The organism is Streptomyces maremycinicus (assembly GCF_001184025.1).
Taxonomy (GTDB): Bacteria; Actinomycetota; Actinomycetes; order Streptomycetales; family Streptomycetaceae; genus Streptomyces; species Streptomyces maremycinicus.
In genome coordinates, this window is the sequence record NZ_BBYG01000020.1 from 141,802 (window position 1) to 156,853 (window position 15,052).

At 69.4% G+C, this 15,052-nt stretch carries 13 protein-coding genes; 5 read left to right on the top strand and 8 right to left on the bottom strand.

Translation table 11 applies throughout. The features are described from left to right. Positions 1 to 21: 21 nt before the first annotated feature. The 3 genes from mmsA to AOQ37_RS31155 all read left to right on the top strand — a co-directional run bounded on the left by mmsA (position 22) and on the right by AOQ37_RS31155 (position 4,796). On the top strand, positions 22 to 1,572 hold the full coding sequence (gene mmsA, locus AOQ37_RS31145; protein WP_062649263.1) for a multiple monosaccharide ABC transporter ATP-binding protein: 1,551 nt from the start codon (positions 22 to 24) through the stop codon (positions 1,570 to 1,572). After that, positions 1,569 to 2,813 (top strand): multiple monosaccharide ABC transporter permease, encoded by a 1,245-nt coding sequence (gene mmsB, locus AOQ37_RS31150; RefSeq protein WP_062649265.1) that lies wholly within the window; start codon positions 1,569 to 1,571, stop codon positions 2,811 to 2,813. Before mmsA ends, mmsB begins: the two co-directional genes overlap by 4 nt. 288 nt (positions 2,814 to 3,101) lie before the next feature. Continuing rightward, complete coding sequence (locus tag AOQ37_RS31155) at positions 3,102 to 4,796, top strand: pyridoxal phosphate-dependent aminotransferase (protein ID WP_062649267.1); 1,695 nt, start codon at positions 3,102 to 3,104, stop codon at positions 4,794 to 4,796. A gap of 14 nt (positions 4,797 to 4,810) precedes the next feature. On the opposite strand, the gene AOQ37_RS31160 is transcribed toward AOQ37_RS31155, so the two are convergent. Both AOQ37_RS31160 and AOQ37_RS31165 read right to left on the bottom strand, forming a co-directional pair. Next, complete coding sequence (locus tag AOQ37_RS31160) at positions 4,811 to 6,244, bottom strand: family 43 glycosylhydrolase (protein ID WP_062649269.1); 1,434 nt, start codon at positions 6,242 to 6,244, stop codon at positions 4,811 to 4,813. Further along, positions 6,226 to 7,248 carry an arabinan endo-1,5-alpha-L-arabinosidase gene (locus AOQ37_RS31165; RefSeq protein WP_062649271.1) on the bottom strand — a complete coding sequence of 341 codons (1,023 nt, stop codon included), beginning with the start codon at positions 7,246 to 7,248 and terminating at the stop codon, positions 6,226 to 6,228. The genes AOQ37_RS31160 and AOQ37_RS31165 overlap by 19 nt, the downstream gene beginning before the upstream one ends. A gap of 296 nt (positions 7,249 to 7,544) precedes the next feature. On the opposite strand from AOQ37_RS31165, the gene AOQ37_RS31170 reads away from it, so the two are divergent. Together AOQ37_RS31170 and AOQ37_RS41905 are read left to right on the top strand one after the other, a co-directional pair. Continuing rightward, complete coding sequence (locus AOQ37_RS31170; RefSeq protein ID WP_062649529.1) at positions 7,545 to 8,312, top strand: intradiol ring-cleavage dioxygenase; 768 nt, start codon at positions 7,545 to 7,547, stop codon at positions 8,310 to 8,312. A gap of 62 nt (positions 8,313 to 8,374) precedes the next feature. Beyond that, a complete protein-coding gene (locus AOQ37_RS41905) occupies positions 8,375 to 8,506 on the top strand; it encodes a hypothetical protein (RefSeq protein WP_267888025.1) in 132 nt (43 codons plus the stop codon). 22 nt (positions 8,507 to 8,528) lie between these two features. Here AOQ37_RS41905 and AOQ37_RS31175 read toward each other — a convergent pair whose 3' ends face one another. From AOQ37_RS31175 to AOQ37_RS31200, 6 genes are all read right to left on the bottom strand, one after another. After that, positions 8,529 to 9,179 (bottom strand): DUF4360 domain-containing protein, encoded by a 651-nt coding sequence (locus tag AOQ37_RS31175; protein ID WP_062649274.1) that lies wholly within the window; start codon positions 9,177 to 9,179, stop codon positions 8,529 to 8,531. Positions 9,180 to 9,499: 320 nt separating this feature from the next. Then, on the bottom strand, positions 9,500 to 9,958 hold the full coding sequence (locus AOQ37_RS31180) for an RrF2 family transcriptional regulator (RefSeq protein WP_062649276.1): 459 nt from the start codon (positions 9,956 to 9,958) through the stop codon (positions 9,500 to 9,502). Positions 9,959 to 10,131: 173 nt separating this feature from the next. Continuing rightward, positions 10,132 to 11,643 (bottom strand): arabinosylfuranosidase ArfA, encoded by a 1,512-nt coding sequence (gene arfA, locus AOQ37_RS31185; protein ID WP_062649278.1) that lies wholly within the window; start codon positions 11,641 to 11,643, stop codon positions 10,132 to 10,134. A gap of 57 nt (positions 11,644 to 11,700) precedes the next feature. Then, on the bottom strand, positions 11,701 to 12,603 hold the full coding sequence (locus tag AOQ37_RS31190) for a carbohydrate ABC transporter permease (protein ID WP_234437059.1): 903 nt from the start codon (positions 12,601 to 12,603) through the stop codon (positions 11,701 to 11,703). Then, a complete protein-coding gene (locus AOQ37_RS31195) occupies positions 12,600 to 13,541 on the bottom strand; it encodes a carbohydrate ABC transporter permease (RefSeq protein WP_062649279.1) in 942 nt (313 codons plus the stop codon). Before AOQ37_RS31195 ends, AOQ37_RS31190 begins: the two co-directional genes overlap by 4 nt. Further along, complete coding sequence (locus AOQ37_RS31200) at positions 13,538 to 14,896, bottom strand: extracellular solute-binding protein (RefSeq protein WP_062649282.1); 1,359 nt, start codon at positions 14,894 to 14,896, stop codon at positions 13,538 to 13,540. The genes AOQ37_RS31195 and AOQ37_RS31200 overlap by 4 nt, the downstream gene beginning before the upstream one ends. Positions 14,897 to 15,052: the final 156 nt, after the last annotated feature.

Sequence of the window (15,052 nt, forward strand, 5' to 3'; positions counted from 1 at the left end):
CAAGGATTGGAAGGCACGACCATGGCGGGACCCGTCCTGGAAATGCGCTCGATCGTCAAGACCTTTCCCGGTGTGAAAGCGCTGTCGGACGTCACCCTGACCGTCCGCCAGGGCGAGGTCCACGCCATCTGCGGTGAGAACGGCGCCGGAAAGTCCACCCTGATGAAGGTGCTCTCCGGCGTCCATCCGCACGGCACGTACGAGGGCGAGATCCTCTTCGAGGGAGAGACCGTCTCCTTCAAGGACATCCGGGCGAGCGAGCAGCACGGCATCGTGATCATCCACCAGGAGCTGGCGCTGGTGCCGTACCTCTCCCTCGCGGAGAACATCTTCCTCGGCAACGAGCACGCCTCGCGCGGGCTGATCAACTGGAACGAGACCCTGCGGCACGCCTCCGAGCTGCTGCGCCGGGTCGGTCTGAGCGATCACCCCGAGACCCGCGTCGCCGACATCGGCGTGGGCAAGCAGCAGCTCGTGGAGATCGCGAAGGCGCTGTCGAAGAAGGTGAAGCTGCTCATCCTCGATGAGCCGACCGCGGCCCTCAACGACGAGGACAGCGACAAACTCCTGGATCTCATCCTGGAGTTGAAGAAGCAGGGCATCACCTCGATCATCATCTCCCACAAGCTCAACGAGATCCGCAAGGTCGCGGACTCGGTGACGATCATCCGCGACGGGCAGTCCATCGAGACGCTCGACGTGAAGTCGGCGGAGACGACCGAGGACCGGATCATCAGCGGCATGGTCGGCCGCGACCTCGACAACCGGTTCCCCGAGCGCACCCCGCACGAGGCGGAGTCGGGCGCGGCTCCGGCCCTGGAGATCCGCAACTGGACCGTGCACCACCCGATCGACCAGCAGCGCAAGGTCGTCGACGACGTGTCGATCCAGGTGCGGCGCGGGGAGATCGTCGGCATCGCGGGCCTGATGGGCGCCGGCCGCACCGAGCTGGCCATGAGCGTCTTCGGACGCTCCTACGGCCGGCACGCGGGCGGCACCGTCCTCAAGGACGGCAAGGAGATCCGCACCAAGACCGTCGCGGAGGCGGTCGGCCACGGGATCGCCTATGTCACGGAGGACCGCAAGCACTACGGCCTCAACCTCATCGACACGATCAACCGCAACATCTCGCTCACCGCGCTGGGCAAGGTGGCCAAGCGGGGGATCGTCGACGAGCACGAGGAGCGGCAGGTCTCCGAGGGCTACCGCAAGTCGATGAACATCAAGGCGCCGACCGTCTTCGAGCCGGTGGGCAAGCTGTCCGGCGGCAACCAGCAGAAGGTCGTCCTCAGCAAGTGGATCTTCGCGGGTCCGGACGTGCTGATCCTGGACGAGCCGACACGCGGTATCGACGTCGGCGCCAAGTACGAGATCTACACGGTCATCGACCAACTGGCCGCCCAGGGCAAGGCGGTCGTCTTCATCTCCTCCGAGCTGCCCGAACTGCTCGGCATGTGCGACCGCATCTACACCATGGCCGCCGGGCGGCTCACGGGCGAGGTCCCGCGGGCCGAGGCCACGCAGGAAGTGCTGATGCGTCAGATGACGAAGGACAAAGAGGTAACGCGATGAGCACCGACGTGACCAAGAGCCCGGCGGCCGCTCCGCCCGGCAACAGCGGCGGACCGGCGGCCGGCGGCGGCCTGCTCCAGCTGGTGCTGGACGGCCTGCGCCGCAACATGCGCCAGTACGGCATGCTGATCGCGCTCGGCCTGATCGTCGCGCTCTTCGCCGTCTGGACCGACGGTGACCTGCTGCTGCCGCGCAACGTCTCCAACCTGGTCCTCCAGAACAGCTATGTGCTGATCCTCGCGATCGGCATGATGCTGGTGATCATCGCGGGTCACATCGACCTGTCGGTCGGTTCACTGACGGCGTTCATCGGCGCCTTCGCGGCCGTGCTGACGGTGCAGCACGACGTGGCGTGGCCCGTCGCGGTGGTGCTGTGCCTGATCGTGGGCGCGGTCGCGGGGTCGGTCCAGGGCTACTTCATCGCCTATCTCGGCATACCGTCGTTCATCGTCACCCTCGCCGGCATGCTGATCTTCCGCGGCATGACGGAGATCTTCCTCGAGGGCCAGACCCTCGGCCCGTTCCCGGACGGCCTTCAGAAGATGGGCAACGGCTTCCTCCCCGAGGCCGGTCCGAACACGAACTACCACAACATCACACTCCTGCTGGGTCTCGCCGTGATCGTCATGGTGGTGCTCCAGGAGGTCCGCGACCGCAAGCGCCAGCAGGAGTTCTCGCTGGACGTCGTGCCGCGCAACCTGTTCCTGCTCAAGATCGTCGCCATCGTCGCCGCGGTGCTCACCGTCACGATGCTGCTCGCCAGCTACAAGGGCGCGCCGATCATCCTGCTGGTCCTGGGCGCGCTGGTGGTCGGCTACGGCTACATCATGCGCAATGCCGTCTTCGGCCGTCACATCTACGCGATCGGCGGCAACCTGCCGGCCGCGAAGCTGTCCGGCGTCAAGGACAAGAAGGTCACCTTCCTCGTCTTCCTGAACATGGGCGCGCTCGCGGCCCTGGCGGGCCTGGTGGTCGCGGCGCGGCTGAACGCGGCCGGTCCCAAGGCGGGTCTGAACTTCGAACTCGAGGCGATCGCCTCGGCGTTCATCGGTGGCGCGTCCATGAGCGGCGGTGTCGGCACCGTCCTCGGCGCGATCATCGGTGGTCTCGTCCTCGGTGTGCTGAACAACGGCATGAACCTGCTGGGCGTCGGCAGCGACTGGCAGCAGGTCATCAAGGGCCTGGCGCTGCTCGCCGCGGTCGGTTTCGACGTCTGGAACAAGCGCAAGTCCGGTTCGTGACCCGCGCGTGGTCCGGGACCCGCGCATCCGTCCGAGCCGGCGCACGGTCCCGGACGGGTGCGCGGACAGAACGGGAAGGGCCCCTCGGCAACGGCGGGGCCCTTCCCCATGAACCCCGTAGATCACGCGTGTTTCACAGGTACCACACAAGTTCTCACCGATTCCTCAGAGATTGAACAGCGTCACCTCGACCTTCGTATGTAAGGGCGGCCCGCGCTCCCCCGCGCGGGCCACCCAATGACGACGGGCCCGGTCGTCCCCGCCGGGCCCGCCCCATACGGAGGTTCCATGGCCGACAACGTCTCCTCGTTGTTCCGCAACACCGCGGCGCACAGCCCGTCGATGGCGGCGCTGACGCGGGAGGGCGGCGAGGGTGTCGGCCCGGTGGACTTCTGTATCCCCTGCAACCCCTATTTCCCCACCCCGGCGATGATGGACACCATGGCCGCGCGGCTGCGGGACATCATCACGTACTACCCGAGCGGCGCCGACACGATCACGGCCGAGCTGTGCAACCTGCTCCAGCTGCCGCCGCAGGCCGTGGCGATGGGCAACGGTTCGACCGAGCTGATCACCTGGATCGACCACCTGCTGGTCCGTGAGTCCCTCGCCGTCCCCGTCCCCACCTTCGGCCGCTGGACCGACCAGCCCATGGAGACCGGCAAGCGGGTCGACATGTTCCCGCTCCAGGAGTCCAGCGGCTTCGCCCTGGACCTCGCCCAGTACGCCGAGTTCATCCGGACCCGCGGCACCAGGGTCGCCGTCATCTGCAACCCGAACAACCCCGACGGCGGCTTCCTGCACAAGCACGCGCTCGTGCAGTTCATGGACGCGATGGCCGACCTGGACCTGATCGTCATCGACGAGTCGTTCCTGGAGTTCGCGGACGCGGAGCAGGAGCCGAGCGTCGTGCAGGAGGCGATGGTCCGGCCGAACGTCATCGTGCTGCGCAGCCTCGGCAAGAACTTCGGTCTGCACGGCATCCGGTTCGGCTACATGGTCTCCAACCCGTCGCTGGCCGGCCGGGTCCGCTCCATGCTGCCGAAGTGGAACCTCAACGCCTTCGCCGAGTACGTGGTGTTCATGCTCAAGGAGCACGGTCCCGAGTACGCGCAGAGCCTGATGCAGGTGCGCCGGGACCGTCTCGACATGGCGAGTCAGCTCAGTGCGCTGCCCGGGCTGACCGTCTACCCCTCGCAGGGGAACTTCCTCTTCGTGCGCCTGCCCGTCGGCGCCGAGGGCACCGTGGTCCGCGACCGGCTGCTCGCCGAGCACCGCATCCTGGTCCGCGAGTGCGGCAACAAGATCGGGTCGTCCAGCCGCTTCCTGCGGCTCGTGGTGCGCCCCCAGGTGGACGTTCGTCGCCTGGTGTCCGGCCTGGAACAGGTGCTCTACGGGACCAGGAGGGGAGCCGCCGTGCCCGAGCTGAGCACCGGGACCAGCTACAGCTCGGGCACGCCGGCGGTGGACCGGCTGGTCACCAACGGGGCCGGCACGCCGGGTCTTGCCGCTCAGGCCATGGGCATGCCGGGACTGGTCTCGGCCGCCCCGATGGCGATGCCCGCCCCCGCGATGGCTCCGGCGACGGCGCACGGCGCGCCGTCCGACGGCGCCGGGGTGCCGATGCCGGCCGCGGCACAGGTCTTCCCCCAGCCGGTGCCCACGCCCGCCCCGGCCCCGGCGCCGGCTCCCACCCCCGTGCCGGCCGCGGCTCCGCCGATGGCCCCGGCCGCCGCCATGGCACCGGCGGCGATGGCTCCCCCGGCCATGTCCCCGGCCGCCATGTCCCCCGCCGCGATGTCACCCGCCATGGCGCAGGCCCCCGCCCCGCCGATGGGTCCGACGCCGCCCGGCGTCCCGGCCCGCGGCGGCCTCACGGCCGCCCAGGTCCGGGGCACCAACGGCCTCTCCCCCGCCGCGGCGACCGGCTGGCCGAACGCCCAGAGCTGGCCGAACGCGGCGGGGATGGGCCAGGCCGGATAGGGCTCGCGCACCGGCTACACCGGCTCGAGCCGCCACTGCTGGCAGGCGTTGTTCAGCCAGGACCACTGACGTACGTCGGCGGAGTCCGCGGTGGAGCAGTCGGCGACGTCGGCGACCTTGCCCGTGGCCTCGTTGACGATACGGACGTATCCGCTGTCGGTGGTGAGGAAGCGGAAGCGCTGGCAGGTGTTGTTCAGCCAGGACCACTGACGCAGGTCGGCGCCGTCCGCGGCGGAGCAGTCGGCGGTGTCGAGGACCTTGCCGGTGGCCACGCCGACCAGCCGGCTGGTGTCGTCGCCCTGGTCCTCGATCCGCCAGCGCTGGTTGGCGCCGCCGTTGCACGTGTACTGCTGGACGTCGGCGCCGTCCGCCGTCGAACCGCCCGCCACGTCGAGGCACTTGCCGCTGTTGCGGTTGGTGATCCGGTAGGTGGTGGCGGTGGCCGAGGGTTCACCGGAGGGGCCGGCGCCGGACGAGCCCAGTGCCACGGGCGTGCCCAGGTTCGGGGTGCCGTCGGCGTTCCAGGTGAACTTCTGCGCCCGGGTCGTGCGGCCGTTGTCGCAGCCGTCCGAGGCCGAGTCGTTGGCGTGGTAGACGATCCAGCTCTCGGTGCCGTCCGGCGAGCTGAAGAAGCCGTTGTGGCCGGGGCCGTAGACGCCCGCGGAGTCGTTCCGCTGGAAGACGGGCGTGGACTTCTTCGTCCAGGACGACGGCGCGAGCGGGTCGGAGCCGGTGAGGGTGAGCTGACCGAGTTTGTAGTCGGGGGTCCAGCAGCCGCTCGCCGAATAGACCAGGAACGTCTTGCCGCCGCGCTGGAGGATCTCCGGCCCCTCGTTGACCGAACCGCCCGACTTCTCCCAGGAGTTGGTCGGCGTGGAGATGGTCGTGAAGCCGGTGGCCAGGGTGTACGGGTTGGACATCCGGGCCGCCACGAGGTTCTGTGTCCCGCCGCTGACGCTGCCGAGCAGGTACAGCTGACCGTTGATGGTCGCGACCGTCGGGTCCAGCATCCAGGCGGAGTTGAGCCGGCTCTTGTAGGTGTACGGGCCTGTCGGGTCCGAGCCCGCGCTCTCCAGGACGTGGGTGCGCTGCGTCGGGTTGTAGTCGGAGACGTTCTGCCCGGCGACGTAGTACAGGTACCAGCGGCCGCCGATGAAATGCAGTTCGGGCGCCCAGATGTTGCAGCACCGTGAGGCGGCGTCCCCGGTCCACACCTGGATGTTCGGCGCGGTGGCGAGTCCCGCGAGGGTGGCGGACCTGCGCAGCGTGATGACGTTGGTCCAGCTCGTCGTCACGAGGTAGTAGTTGCCGTCGTGGTACGAGATCCAGGGGTCGGCGCCCTTCTGCGCCTTGACCGGGTTGGTGACGGTGGCCGCGCTCGCGGAGGGCTGTCCGATCGCCAGGGCGAGCAGCAGCGCGGCCAGCAGGGTCAGTAGGCGACGGGCCATCCGCTGCTCCAGTTCAAGAGGTTGATGCCGAGCTTGGGAGTGCCGTTGTCGTTGCCGTCGTAGTAGTGGTAGACGATCAGGTCGCCGTCGGTGTCGTGCAGGATCGACTGGCCACCGGGGCCGATGACGCTGCCGTGCGACTCCAGGACGGGCGTGCCGCCGTTGTTCGTCATCGCGACGCCGCTCTTGTCGTAGTACGGCCCGGTGACAGCGGTGGCGCGGCCGACCTTGACCTTGTAGGTGGAGCTGGTGCCGGCGCAGCAGGTGTCGTAGGAGGCGAAGAGGTAGTAGTAGCCGCCGCGCTTCACGATGTAGGGCGCCTCGACGGCCTTGGTCCCGGTGGGGCGGGACGCGATCGAGCGCCGGGCGGTGTCGGACGCGAGCTGCTTGCCGGTCGACGGGTCGATCCGGATCATCTTGATGCCCGTCCACCAACTGCCGAACGACAGCCACCACTTGCCGTCGTCGTCCACGAACAGGTTCGGGTCGATGGCGTTGTGGTCGCTGGACGTGGTGGAGGTGTAGACGGTGCCGTAGTCGGTCCAGGAGCCGGGGAGCCCGGTGCTCGAACCGGCCAGTCCGATGGCGGACTTGTTGGATCCGAAGGTGGAGACGGCGTAGTACATCAGGTACTTGCCGCCCTGGTACGAGATGTCGGGCGCCCAGGCCTCGGTGGTGCCGTAGGAGGACCACCAGCCCGGCCGGGTGGAGAAGGCGTCGGCTCCCGCGCCGAAGGCGATGCGGTCGGTGGAGGTGCGGTAGGACAGGCCGCCGCCGGTGGCGTAGAGGAGGTAGCGGCCGGCCGAGGTGCGGATCATCGTCGGGTCGTGCACGACCGTGGAGCCGGTGACCGTACCGGGGTTGGGGTACGCGGAGGCGCTGGAGGGGACGAGGGCGAGCAGGACGGCCGCCGGGAGGGCGAGCAGTGCGGCCCTGCGGGACCTGGACGGGTGGGACGGGTGGGATGTGCGGGGTGCGCGGGGTGTGCGGGAGATGCGGCTCATGCGGACGCTCCTTCGAGGGGGGATGTCGTTCGTGATACCGAACAACATTCGCGTCGTCGGACGGGACCGTAGAATCGAACCCCTTGCGCGTCAATGGCCCGCGCGCACACCCGAAAGTCTTCGAGAAACGGGGAGCCGCTCCGCCACCCCGCCGCCCGCGGGGCCCGCCGGCCCCGTCGGCCCCGTGAGCCGTCGACCGGCATGTGTCGACACTTGCCCTGCAAGTAGCTTGACGGCGCCCCACTTTGCCGAACTGACAGCCTGCCGACAGGAAACGTTCCTACGGTGTCGTGCTCATGACAGACACTTCAGATGCGCGCCCCTCCGTCGCGCGCCGCACCGTACTCGTCGCCTCGGGCGCGACCGCAGCGGCCCTGGCCGTAGGCGCCGCTGCCACGCCCGAGACCCCCGCCACCGACGCGGCCGACACCGCCCCCGTCGCCGCCGCGGCCGTCTGCACCCTCACCAAGGAGATGACCGAAGGCCCCTACTACCTCGACGGACAGTACGTCCGCGCCGACATCACCGAGGGCAAGGCGGGCATCCCGCTGAAGCTGACCCTCACGGTCGTCGACGACGACACCTGCGTGCCCCTCTCCAACGCCCTCGTGGAGATCTGGCACTGCGACGCCCTCGGCGAGTACTCCGGTTTCGTCGGCAACAACGGCCACAACGAGCCGGACGACGGCACCTTCCTGCGCGGCGGAGTCCTGACCGGCTCCAGCGGAGTCGCGGCGATCACCACGATCTACCCCGGCTGGTACCGCGGCCGCTGCATCCACATCCACATCAAGGTGCACACCGGCGTCACGGTCACCTCCGACGGCCACTTCACCGGCGGCCAGGAGGTCCACACCGGCCAGCTCTTCTTCAACGAGACGATCACGACGGCCGTCGCGAGGGTCTCCCCCTACTCGACCAACACGGTCACCCGCACCACCCTCGCCCAGGACTCCATCTACGACGAGGGGGGCGCCGCTTCGGGCCTGCTGACCCTGACCGCCCTGGGCAGCTCGACGTCCTCCGGGTACGCCGGAACGCTGACCCTCGGGGTCGAGAGCTGAGCCCCACCGTCTGAACCCGCCCTGATCCCTCCCGGGTCCGACCGGGCGTCACCGGATGCGCGGTGGCGCCCGGTCGGCATGCCGGAGCGCGGCCGACTGTCGACACCGTCGGCGAGATCGACACCGTCGGCGAGATCGGCGTCGCGGCGGGCAGCACCGCGTGGGCCGGGTTCACGGCCCACGCGGCGGGGTGACCGAGGAGGGGAGGCGAGCCGTCTACTTGGCCGGGCACTCCTGCCAGGCCATGTGGTAGATCGTGCTGAGGTCACCGTCGGTGGAGTCCATGGTCATGAAGCTGACCTTGCTCGGCGACGACGTGCCCGCGTTCACCCGGAGTTCGGTGTTGATGTTGAAGTTGCGCTGGACTCCACAGGGGGCCCAGACCAGTTGGGCCCAGTCTGTGCTGTCGGTCGCCTGCCAGTTGTCGTTGAAGGAGCCGCTGAAGTTGTGGTTCTTGAACACCGTCTGCGACGAGCCCTGGAAGTAGTACGAGGCCCGCTGGACGGCGGTCGCGCCGGACTGGAGCGAGGCGTAGCCGCGGTAGTCCGCCTTGGCGATCGCGTACGTGAAGCCCGAGGGGACGTGGACGACCAGATTGAGCTGGCAGTTCTTGCGGAACGCGGTGGGGTTGGAGCTTCCGCCGACCTGGGCGAGGTAGTCGCTGTAGGTGACGGTGAAGGCCGTGTTGTCCTCCGAGACGGCGACGGCGGCCGTACCCGCGGGACAGCCGGAGCCGTTCACCGTGGCGACATCGATGACGATCTTGTCCGGAGGCGGGTTGTCGAACACGGGGGACGAGTTGTGCGCGGGTATCGCCGCTGTGATGAGAGCGGCGACCGCACCGCCCAGGAGCAGCCCACTGGCCATGTCTCTGTCCTTCGTTCGGTTCGGTGGGGGGTGGCTGTGCGTCCGGTTCCGCACCTCAACTCTATGAAGAATCAATGAAGTTGCTGTGAAGAACCGGGGCGATCGCATCGTAGGGAGAGCGCTGGGGCGCGCCCAGGTAGAACTCCGGCCATTCACCACGGCCCGTTCACACCCGGTCGCTCCCGGTGATGGACGCGAAAGAGCACTCCTCGGATCCGGCCGCCCGCGGACGGCCCCCACGCCGCCCGCCGCCTTGATCGGCGGTACCGCGGGTCGCCGTTCCTCGGCGGAGGTGCGGCGGCCCGTCACCGTGCCGGGCGCTACGGGTTCTCCCAGGCCGCCGGTTCCGCGGCCAGCGCCTGGACCGGATCCGGCAGGGCGTCCGCGGCGATGTCGGCGATCGTGACGCCCTCCAGGATCCGGCGCACGTTCGCCCGCAGGGCGATCCAGAGCGGGAGCAGGGGCTGCGCCGAGCCCGTGTACGTCAGACCGGTCGGGCGTTCGCCGCGTACGGACACGATCGGGCCGTCCACCGCCCTGATCACGTCCGCGACGGTGATCGCCGCCGGGTCGCGGGCCAGCCGGTAGCCACCGCCCCCGCCGCGCCGGCTGTCGACGATCCCGCCGCGCCGCAGATCGCCGAGGATCCCCTCGAGGAACTTGTGCGGGATGTCCTGCACGGCCGCGATCGACTCGGCCTTCACCGGGTCGCCGCCCTGCCGTACGGCGAGCTCCAGTACCGCCCGCACCGCGTAGTCCGCCCGTGCCGAGATCCTCATGGGGCCATTGTGCCGTCAGCCGCCGGGCGTCACGGGCCGGGCGCGGTCCGGCCCCGGCGCCGGACCGTCTCCCCCGTGCCCGCAGGACCGCCCGCGGCAGCGCCCACGCGGTGCGCGGCCGGGGCGGCCGGTGCGTCACTCCCGTACGCCCGGCCGCGCCCGGCCGCCCGTGGTCAGGCCAGCCTGATCATGTTCCACGACAGCGGCTCCAGCGTCGCCGTCAGCACGCCGTCCGTCAGCGCCGTGCCCTCGGCCGGGTGCGGGGCGACCCGCTCGGGGTCGGCGAGGGTGTTGCGGGCGTCCGGGTCGGCGTCCGCGAGCACGCTGTGCTCGACGACGGACGTCAGGTGGAGCCCGGACAGCCCGATCCGCAGGGGCAGCGCCTCGGTGCGGCCGCGGTTGACGGCGAACACGGTGACCGTGCCGTCGTCGGCGCGGACGGCGGTGGCGTGCAGGAGGTCCGCCTCGCCGTACTTGGCCGTCGTGTACGTCGGTGAGTCCACCCGTACGTCGAGGACCGTCCCCCGGCCGTGCCTCGACGCCTGCGCGAACGGGAAGAACGTCGTCTGCCGCCAGGCCGGGCCGCCGGGCTCGGTGAGGATCGGCGCGATGACGTTGACGAGCTGGGCGAGACAGGCGACCGTCACCCGGTCGGCGTGCCGCAGCAGCGCGATGAGGAGCGAGCCGAAGACGACCGCGTCCATGACGCTGTAGTTGTCCTCCAGCAGGCGGGGGGCCTCGGCCCAGTCCCGCGTGGCGGAGTCCTCGATCGCGTGCCACCCCGAGATGTACCAGACGTTCCACTCGTCGAAGGAGAGGTTGATCTTCTTCTTCGACTTGAGCTTCGCGCCGACGTGGTCGCAGGTGGCGACGACGTTCTCGATGAACGACTCCATGTCCACGGCCGAGGCCAGGAAGGAGTCGACGTCGCCGTCCTGCGGCTCGTAGTAGGCGTGCAGGGAGATGTGGTCGACCAGCTCGTACGTCTCCGCGAGGACCGTCGCCTCCCACTCGGCGAAGGTCGGCATGGACTGGCTGGACGAGCCGCAGGCGACCAGTTCCACGGACGGGTCCATCTGGCGCATGGCGCGAGCGGTCTCGGCTGCGAGCCGGCCGTACTCCCCGGCGGTCTTGTGGCCGGTCTGCCAGGGGCCGTCCATCTCGTTGCCCAGGCACCAGACCTTGATGCCGAAGGGGTCCTTGTCGCCGTGCTCGGCCCGCAGGTCCGAAAGCGCCGTGCCGGACGGGTGGTTGGCGTACTCCTGGAGTTCCAGGGCCTCGGCGACGCCCCGGGTGCCGAGGTTGATCGCCATCATCGGCTCGGCCTGCGGGCCGATCTTGCGCAGGAAGGCGATGTACTCGGAGAGACCGAAGCGGTTGGTCTCGGTCGAGCGCCAGGCGAGGTCCAGGCGGCGCGGGCGGTCCTCGGCGGGGCCGACCGAGTCCTCCCACTTGTAGCCCGAGACGAAGTTGCCGCCCGGGTAGCGGACGGCGGTGACGCCGAGCTCGCGGACCAGGTCCAGGACGTCGGTCCGCAGCCCCGCCTCGTCGGCGGACGGGTGGCCGGGCTCGTAGAGACCTGTGTAGACACACCGGCCCAGATGCTCCACGAAGCTACCGAAGAGACGGGGGTTGACTTCGCCGATGGTGAAGGCGGGGTCGAGGGTGAGACGTGCGGTGCGCATGAACGCCTTTCGAGGAGGGGGTACCTGTCCGTCGGGGGTCGGGGGTCCGTCCGCTGGTCACTGGCCCGCCAGACCCGTGTGGGCGACGCCCCGCACGATCTGGCTCTGGAAGAAGACGAACACGACGATCAGGGGGAGACCGGCCAGCAGGCCGCCGGCCATCAGCTGGGGCCAGACGATGCCGAAGGCGTTCTGCACGGTGGCGATGCCGTTCGGCATGGTCATCAGGTCGGGGTTGTTGGTCACCATGTAGGGCCACAGGAAGTTGTTCCAGGAGGCGATGAAGGTGAAGATGCCGACCGCCGAGAGCGAGGGCTTCGACAGCGGCAGGACGATCGTGAAGAAGATCCGCCAGCGGCCCGCGCCGTCGATGAAGGCGGCCTCCTCCAGCTCCTTCGGCAGGGACTGGAAGAACTTGTAGAGGATGTAGACCATCGCCGCAGGCGCGCACTGCGGCAGGATCATGCCCCAGTAGGTGTCCACCATGCCGAGCGACTGGACCGTGGTGAAGAGCGGGACGCCGAGGATCGCCGGGGAGAACATCAGGCCCGCCATCGTCAGCGCCATGAGCGCCGACCTGCCCCGGAACTCGGTGCGCGCGAAGCCGTATGCCGCGAGGGAGGCGACCGCCAGCACGATGAAGGTGACGCAGACGGACACGACGACCGAGTTCACGAACCAGTTGGGGATGTTGCCGGCCTCGATCACCGCCTTCCAGGACTCCAGGGTGAGGTCCTGCGGGATCCAGTGCGGGGAGGTCACCGACTCGGTGGGGGTCTTGAGGGAGGTCGACAGCGCCCAGGCGAGCGGGGCCAGCCAGACCAGAGAGAGGGCCGCCGCCACCAGCGTGAGGGCGATCTGGGCCGGGGTCCAGGTGCCGCGCGGCCCGCGGAGCGAGGGAGCGGTGGGCGCCGGGGGAACGGACGGGGTCGGCGGCGTGGGCAGCGTCGGAGTCGTCATCGGGTCGCGACCTCCTCGCGGTTGCGCAGCAGCCACATCCGCCCGAGGGCGACGGCCGCGACGATGATGAAGAGGATGAAGGAGATCGCGGAGGCGTAGCCCACGCGGTAGCTGGTGAAGCCCTGTTCGAGGGTGTACTGCACGAAGGTGCGGGTCGATTCCTCGGGTCCCGGTCCGAACTGGTACATCACCACGGCCTGGTCGAAGACCTGGAGCGAGGCGAGGACCTGGAGGGCGAGGACCAGGCCGGTGATGTTGCGCAGGTTGGGCACGGTGATGTGCAGCATCCGCTGGAACGCGTTCGCCCCGTCCAGCTCGGCGGCCTCGTAGAGGTGGTGGGGGATGTTCTGGAGCGCGGCCAGGTAGAGGAGGAACGAGAAGCCGACCGTCCACCACAGGGTCGCGACGACGACCGCGAGCATCGCCGTCGACTTCTGGGTGAGCCACGGGGTGTCCAGGCCCAGGACGTGGTTGACCATGCCGTTGGTGGGCTGGAACAGCCACCACCACAGGTTGCCGATGACCGCGGAGGGAAGCAGGAAGGGCGCGAAGAAGCACAGCCGCCACAGCCACTTGAAGTGGACGGTGTGGTGCGCGATCAGCGCCATCAGCAGGGCCACGACGACGATCACCGGGACCACGTAGAGCGTGAACTGCACGCTGTGCCAGAGGGAGTCCCAGACCAGGTCGTCCTTCAGGGCCTCGCGGTAGTTGTCGAGGCCGACGAAGCCGGTGTGGTCGCCGGAGATGTTGGCGTCGGTGAAGCTGAGGTAGAGGCCGCGGACGACCGGCAGCACGACGAACAGCCCGTACAGGACGAAGAACGGGGCCACGAACCAGCCGCCGTGCTGGAAGCGGCGGCTCCATCGGGCGCGGGCTGAATCTGCGGCGACCGCGGTGCGCGGCGGCAGGGTCCGGGCGTGCGCGAGGGTGCTCATGCGCCGGCTCCCTTCAGCTCCTGGGCTGCGGTGCGGCCGTCCATCGGGTTCTTCATCGCCAGCAGCTGCGCCAGCGCGGACCTCATCCGGCGGGCCGCCGCGTCCGGGGCGGCGGAGCCCAGGTTGGAGGAGGCCACGATCGGGCCGACGCGCTGGGCGAGCACGCCGGTGGAGCCGGCGAACCAGATGTGGGGTTCGTTGGCCTGGTGGTCCATGGCGGGGCGGGAGTACTCGCTCTGGGGGGCGAGCTTCAGGTAGGCGGGGTCCTCGAAGGTGGGCAGGTAGGCCGGGACATGGCCGCCGTTGGCCCAGGTGGTGGCGTGGGTGACCATGTAGGCGGCGAGCCGGTAGGCGCCCTCGTTGCCGTCCCCGCCGCGGTCGGCCTGGTGGGGCAGGACGAAGGAGTGCGACTCGGCGTGGGTGGCCGGGGTGCCGAAGACCGGGGGCAGCGGCTGGGCGCCGTACTCGACCTTCTCACCGTTGAAGTAGGGCACCGACCAATTGCCCTCCCAGGTGAACGGCGAACCGGCGAGGAACGCCTCGCCGTCCGCCTCGCCCACGGTGACGTAGCCGTCGGTGACGTGCTTGCGGAGGAACTCCAGGACCCGGGTGGCCTTGTCGGTGTCGAAGGTGACGGTCGTGTGGGCGTCGTCGAAGTAGGTGCCGCCGAGCTGCCCGTAGAAGGCGACGAAGAACCACCAGCAGAAGTTCTGGTCGTTGGCGTGCAGGCCGAGCGTCTGCTGCCCCTTCTTCAGCTGCCCCTTGGCCTCCTTCAGGATGTCGAACCACTCGTCGGCCGAGCCGGCGGCGGGGAGGCGGCCGTCGGTGCCGAGGAGGCCCGCCTTCTCGCAGACGTCCTTGCGGTAGAAGTTCAGCTGGACATGGATGTCCAGCGGCAGCGCGTACAACTTGCCGTCCACGATGCCCCGTTGCCACAGCACCGGGTTGAAGTCGGCCTCGCGCACGCCGTACTTCGCGAGGAGGTCCACGTCCCAGGGGTCCAGGAGGCGGCCGGGCGCGAAGCCGGGGATGCGGCCCTGGTGCATGACCCCGAGGTCGGGGGCGCGGTTGCCGGCCGCGGCCATGGCGAGCTTGGTGTAGTAAGGGCCGCCCCAGGCGAGGGTGGAGTCCTTCACGGCGATGTCCGGGTGGCCGTCGCGGAAGGCGTCCACCATGGCGACCTGGTTGGCGCCGTCGCCGCCCTGGAAGAGGTTCCAGTAGCGGACCCGGGTGTGCGCCCCGGCGGCGAGCGCGTCGGCACCCGTGCCGAGGGCGGCGAAGCCGAAACTGCCGGCCACCGCCAACCCGCCCGCGGCGGCGAGAAGTTGCCTGCGATTCAGGCCAGGTTGTCCCATACCTTGCCCCTGCCGTTCAATCGGTTCGACATTTCGAATTCCGCTCGTAACTTCGAACGGGACCGTAAAATCGATGCGGCTGCACGTCAATGGTTTCGACGGGATCGATGACAGCGCTTTCTATCGGTGGTCCCCGACCGCCCCGTGAAAACTTCC

Excerpts from the sequence above, each read along its gene's own strand:
- mmsA (WP_062649263.1), top strand. The coding sequence starts at position 22 with ATGGCGGGACCCGTCCTGGAAATGCGCTCGATCGTCAAGACCTTTCCC.
- mmsB (WP_062649265.1), top strand. The coding sequence starts at position 1,569 with ATGAGCACCGACGTGACCAAGAGCCCGGCGGCCGCTCCGCCCGGCAAC.
- AOQ37_RS31155 (WP_062649267.1), top strand. The coding sequence starts at position 3,102 with ATGGCCGACAACGTCTCCTCGTTGTTCCGCAACACCGCGGCGCACAGC.
- AOQ37_RS31160 (WP_062649269.1), bottom strand. The coding sequence starts at position 6,244 with ATGGCCCGTCGCCTACTGACCCTGCTGGCCGCGCTGCTGCTCGCCCTG.
- AOQ37_RS31165 (WP_062649271.1), bottom strand. The coding sequence starts at position 7,248 with ATGAGCCGCATCTCCCGCACACCCCGCGCACCCCGCACATCCCACCCG.
- AOQ37_RS31170 (WP_062649529.1), top strand. The coding sequence starts at position 7,545 with ATGACAGACACTTCAGATGCGCGCCCCTCCGTCGCGCGCCGCACCGTA.
- AOQ37_RS31175 (WP_062649274.1), bottom strand. The coding sequence starts at position 9,179 with ATGGCCAGTGGGCTGCTCCTGGGCGGTGCGGTCGCCGCTCTCATCACA.
- AOQ37_RS31180 (WP_062649276.1), bottom strand. The coding sequence starts at position 9,958 with ATGAGGATCTCGGCACGGGCGGACTACGCGGTGCGGGCGGTACTGGAG.
- arfA (WP_062649278.1), bottom strand. The coding sequence starts at position 11,643 with ATGCGCACCGCACGTCTCACCCTCGACCCCGCCTTCACCATCGGCGAA.
- AOQ37_RS31190 (WP_234437059.1), bottom strand. The coding sequence starts at position 12,603 with ATGACGACTCCGACGCTGCCCACGCCGCCGACCCCGTCCGTTCCCCCG.
- AOQ37_RS31195 (WP_062649279.1), bottom strand. The coding sequence starts at position 13,541 with ATGAGCACCCTCGCGCACGCCCGGACCCTGCCGCCGCGCACCGCGGTC.
- AOQ37_RS31200 (WP_062649282.1), bottom strand. The coding sequence starts at position 14,896 with ATGGGACAACCTGGCCTGAATCGCAGGCAACTTCTCGCCGCCGCGGGC.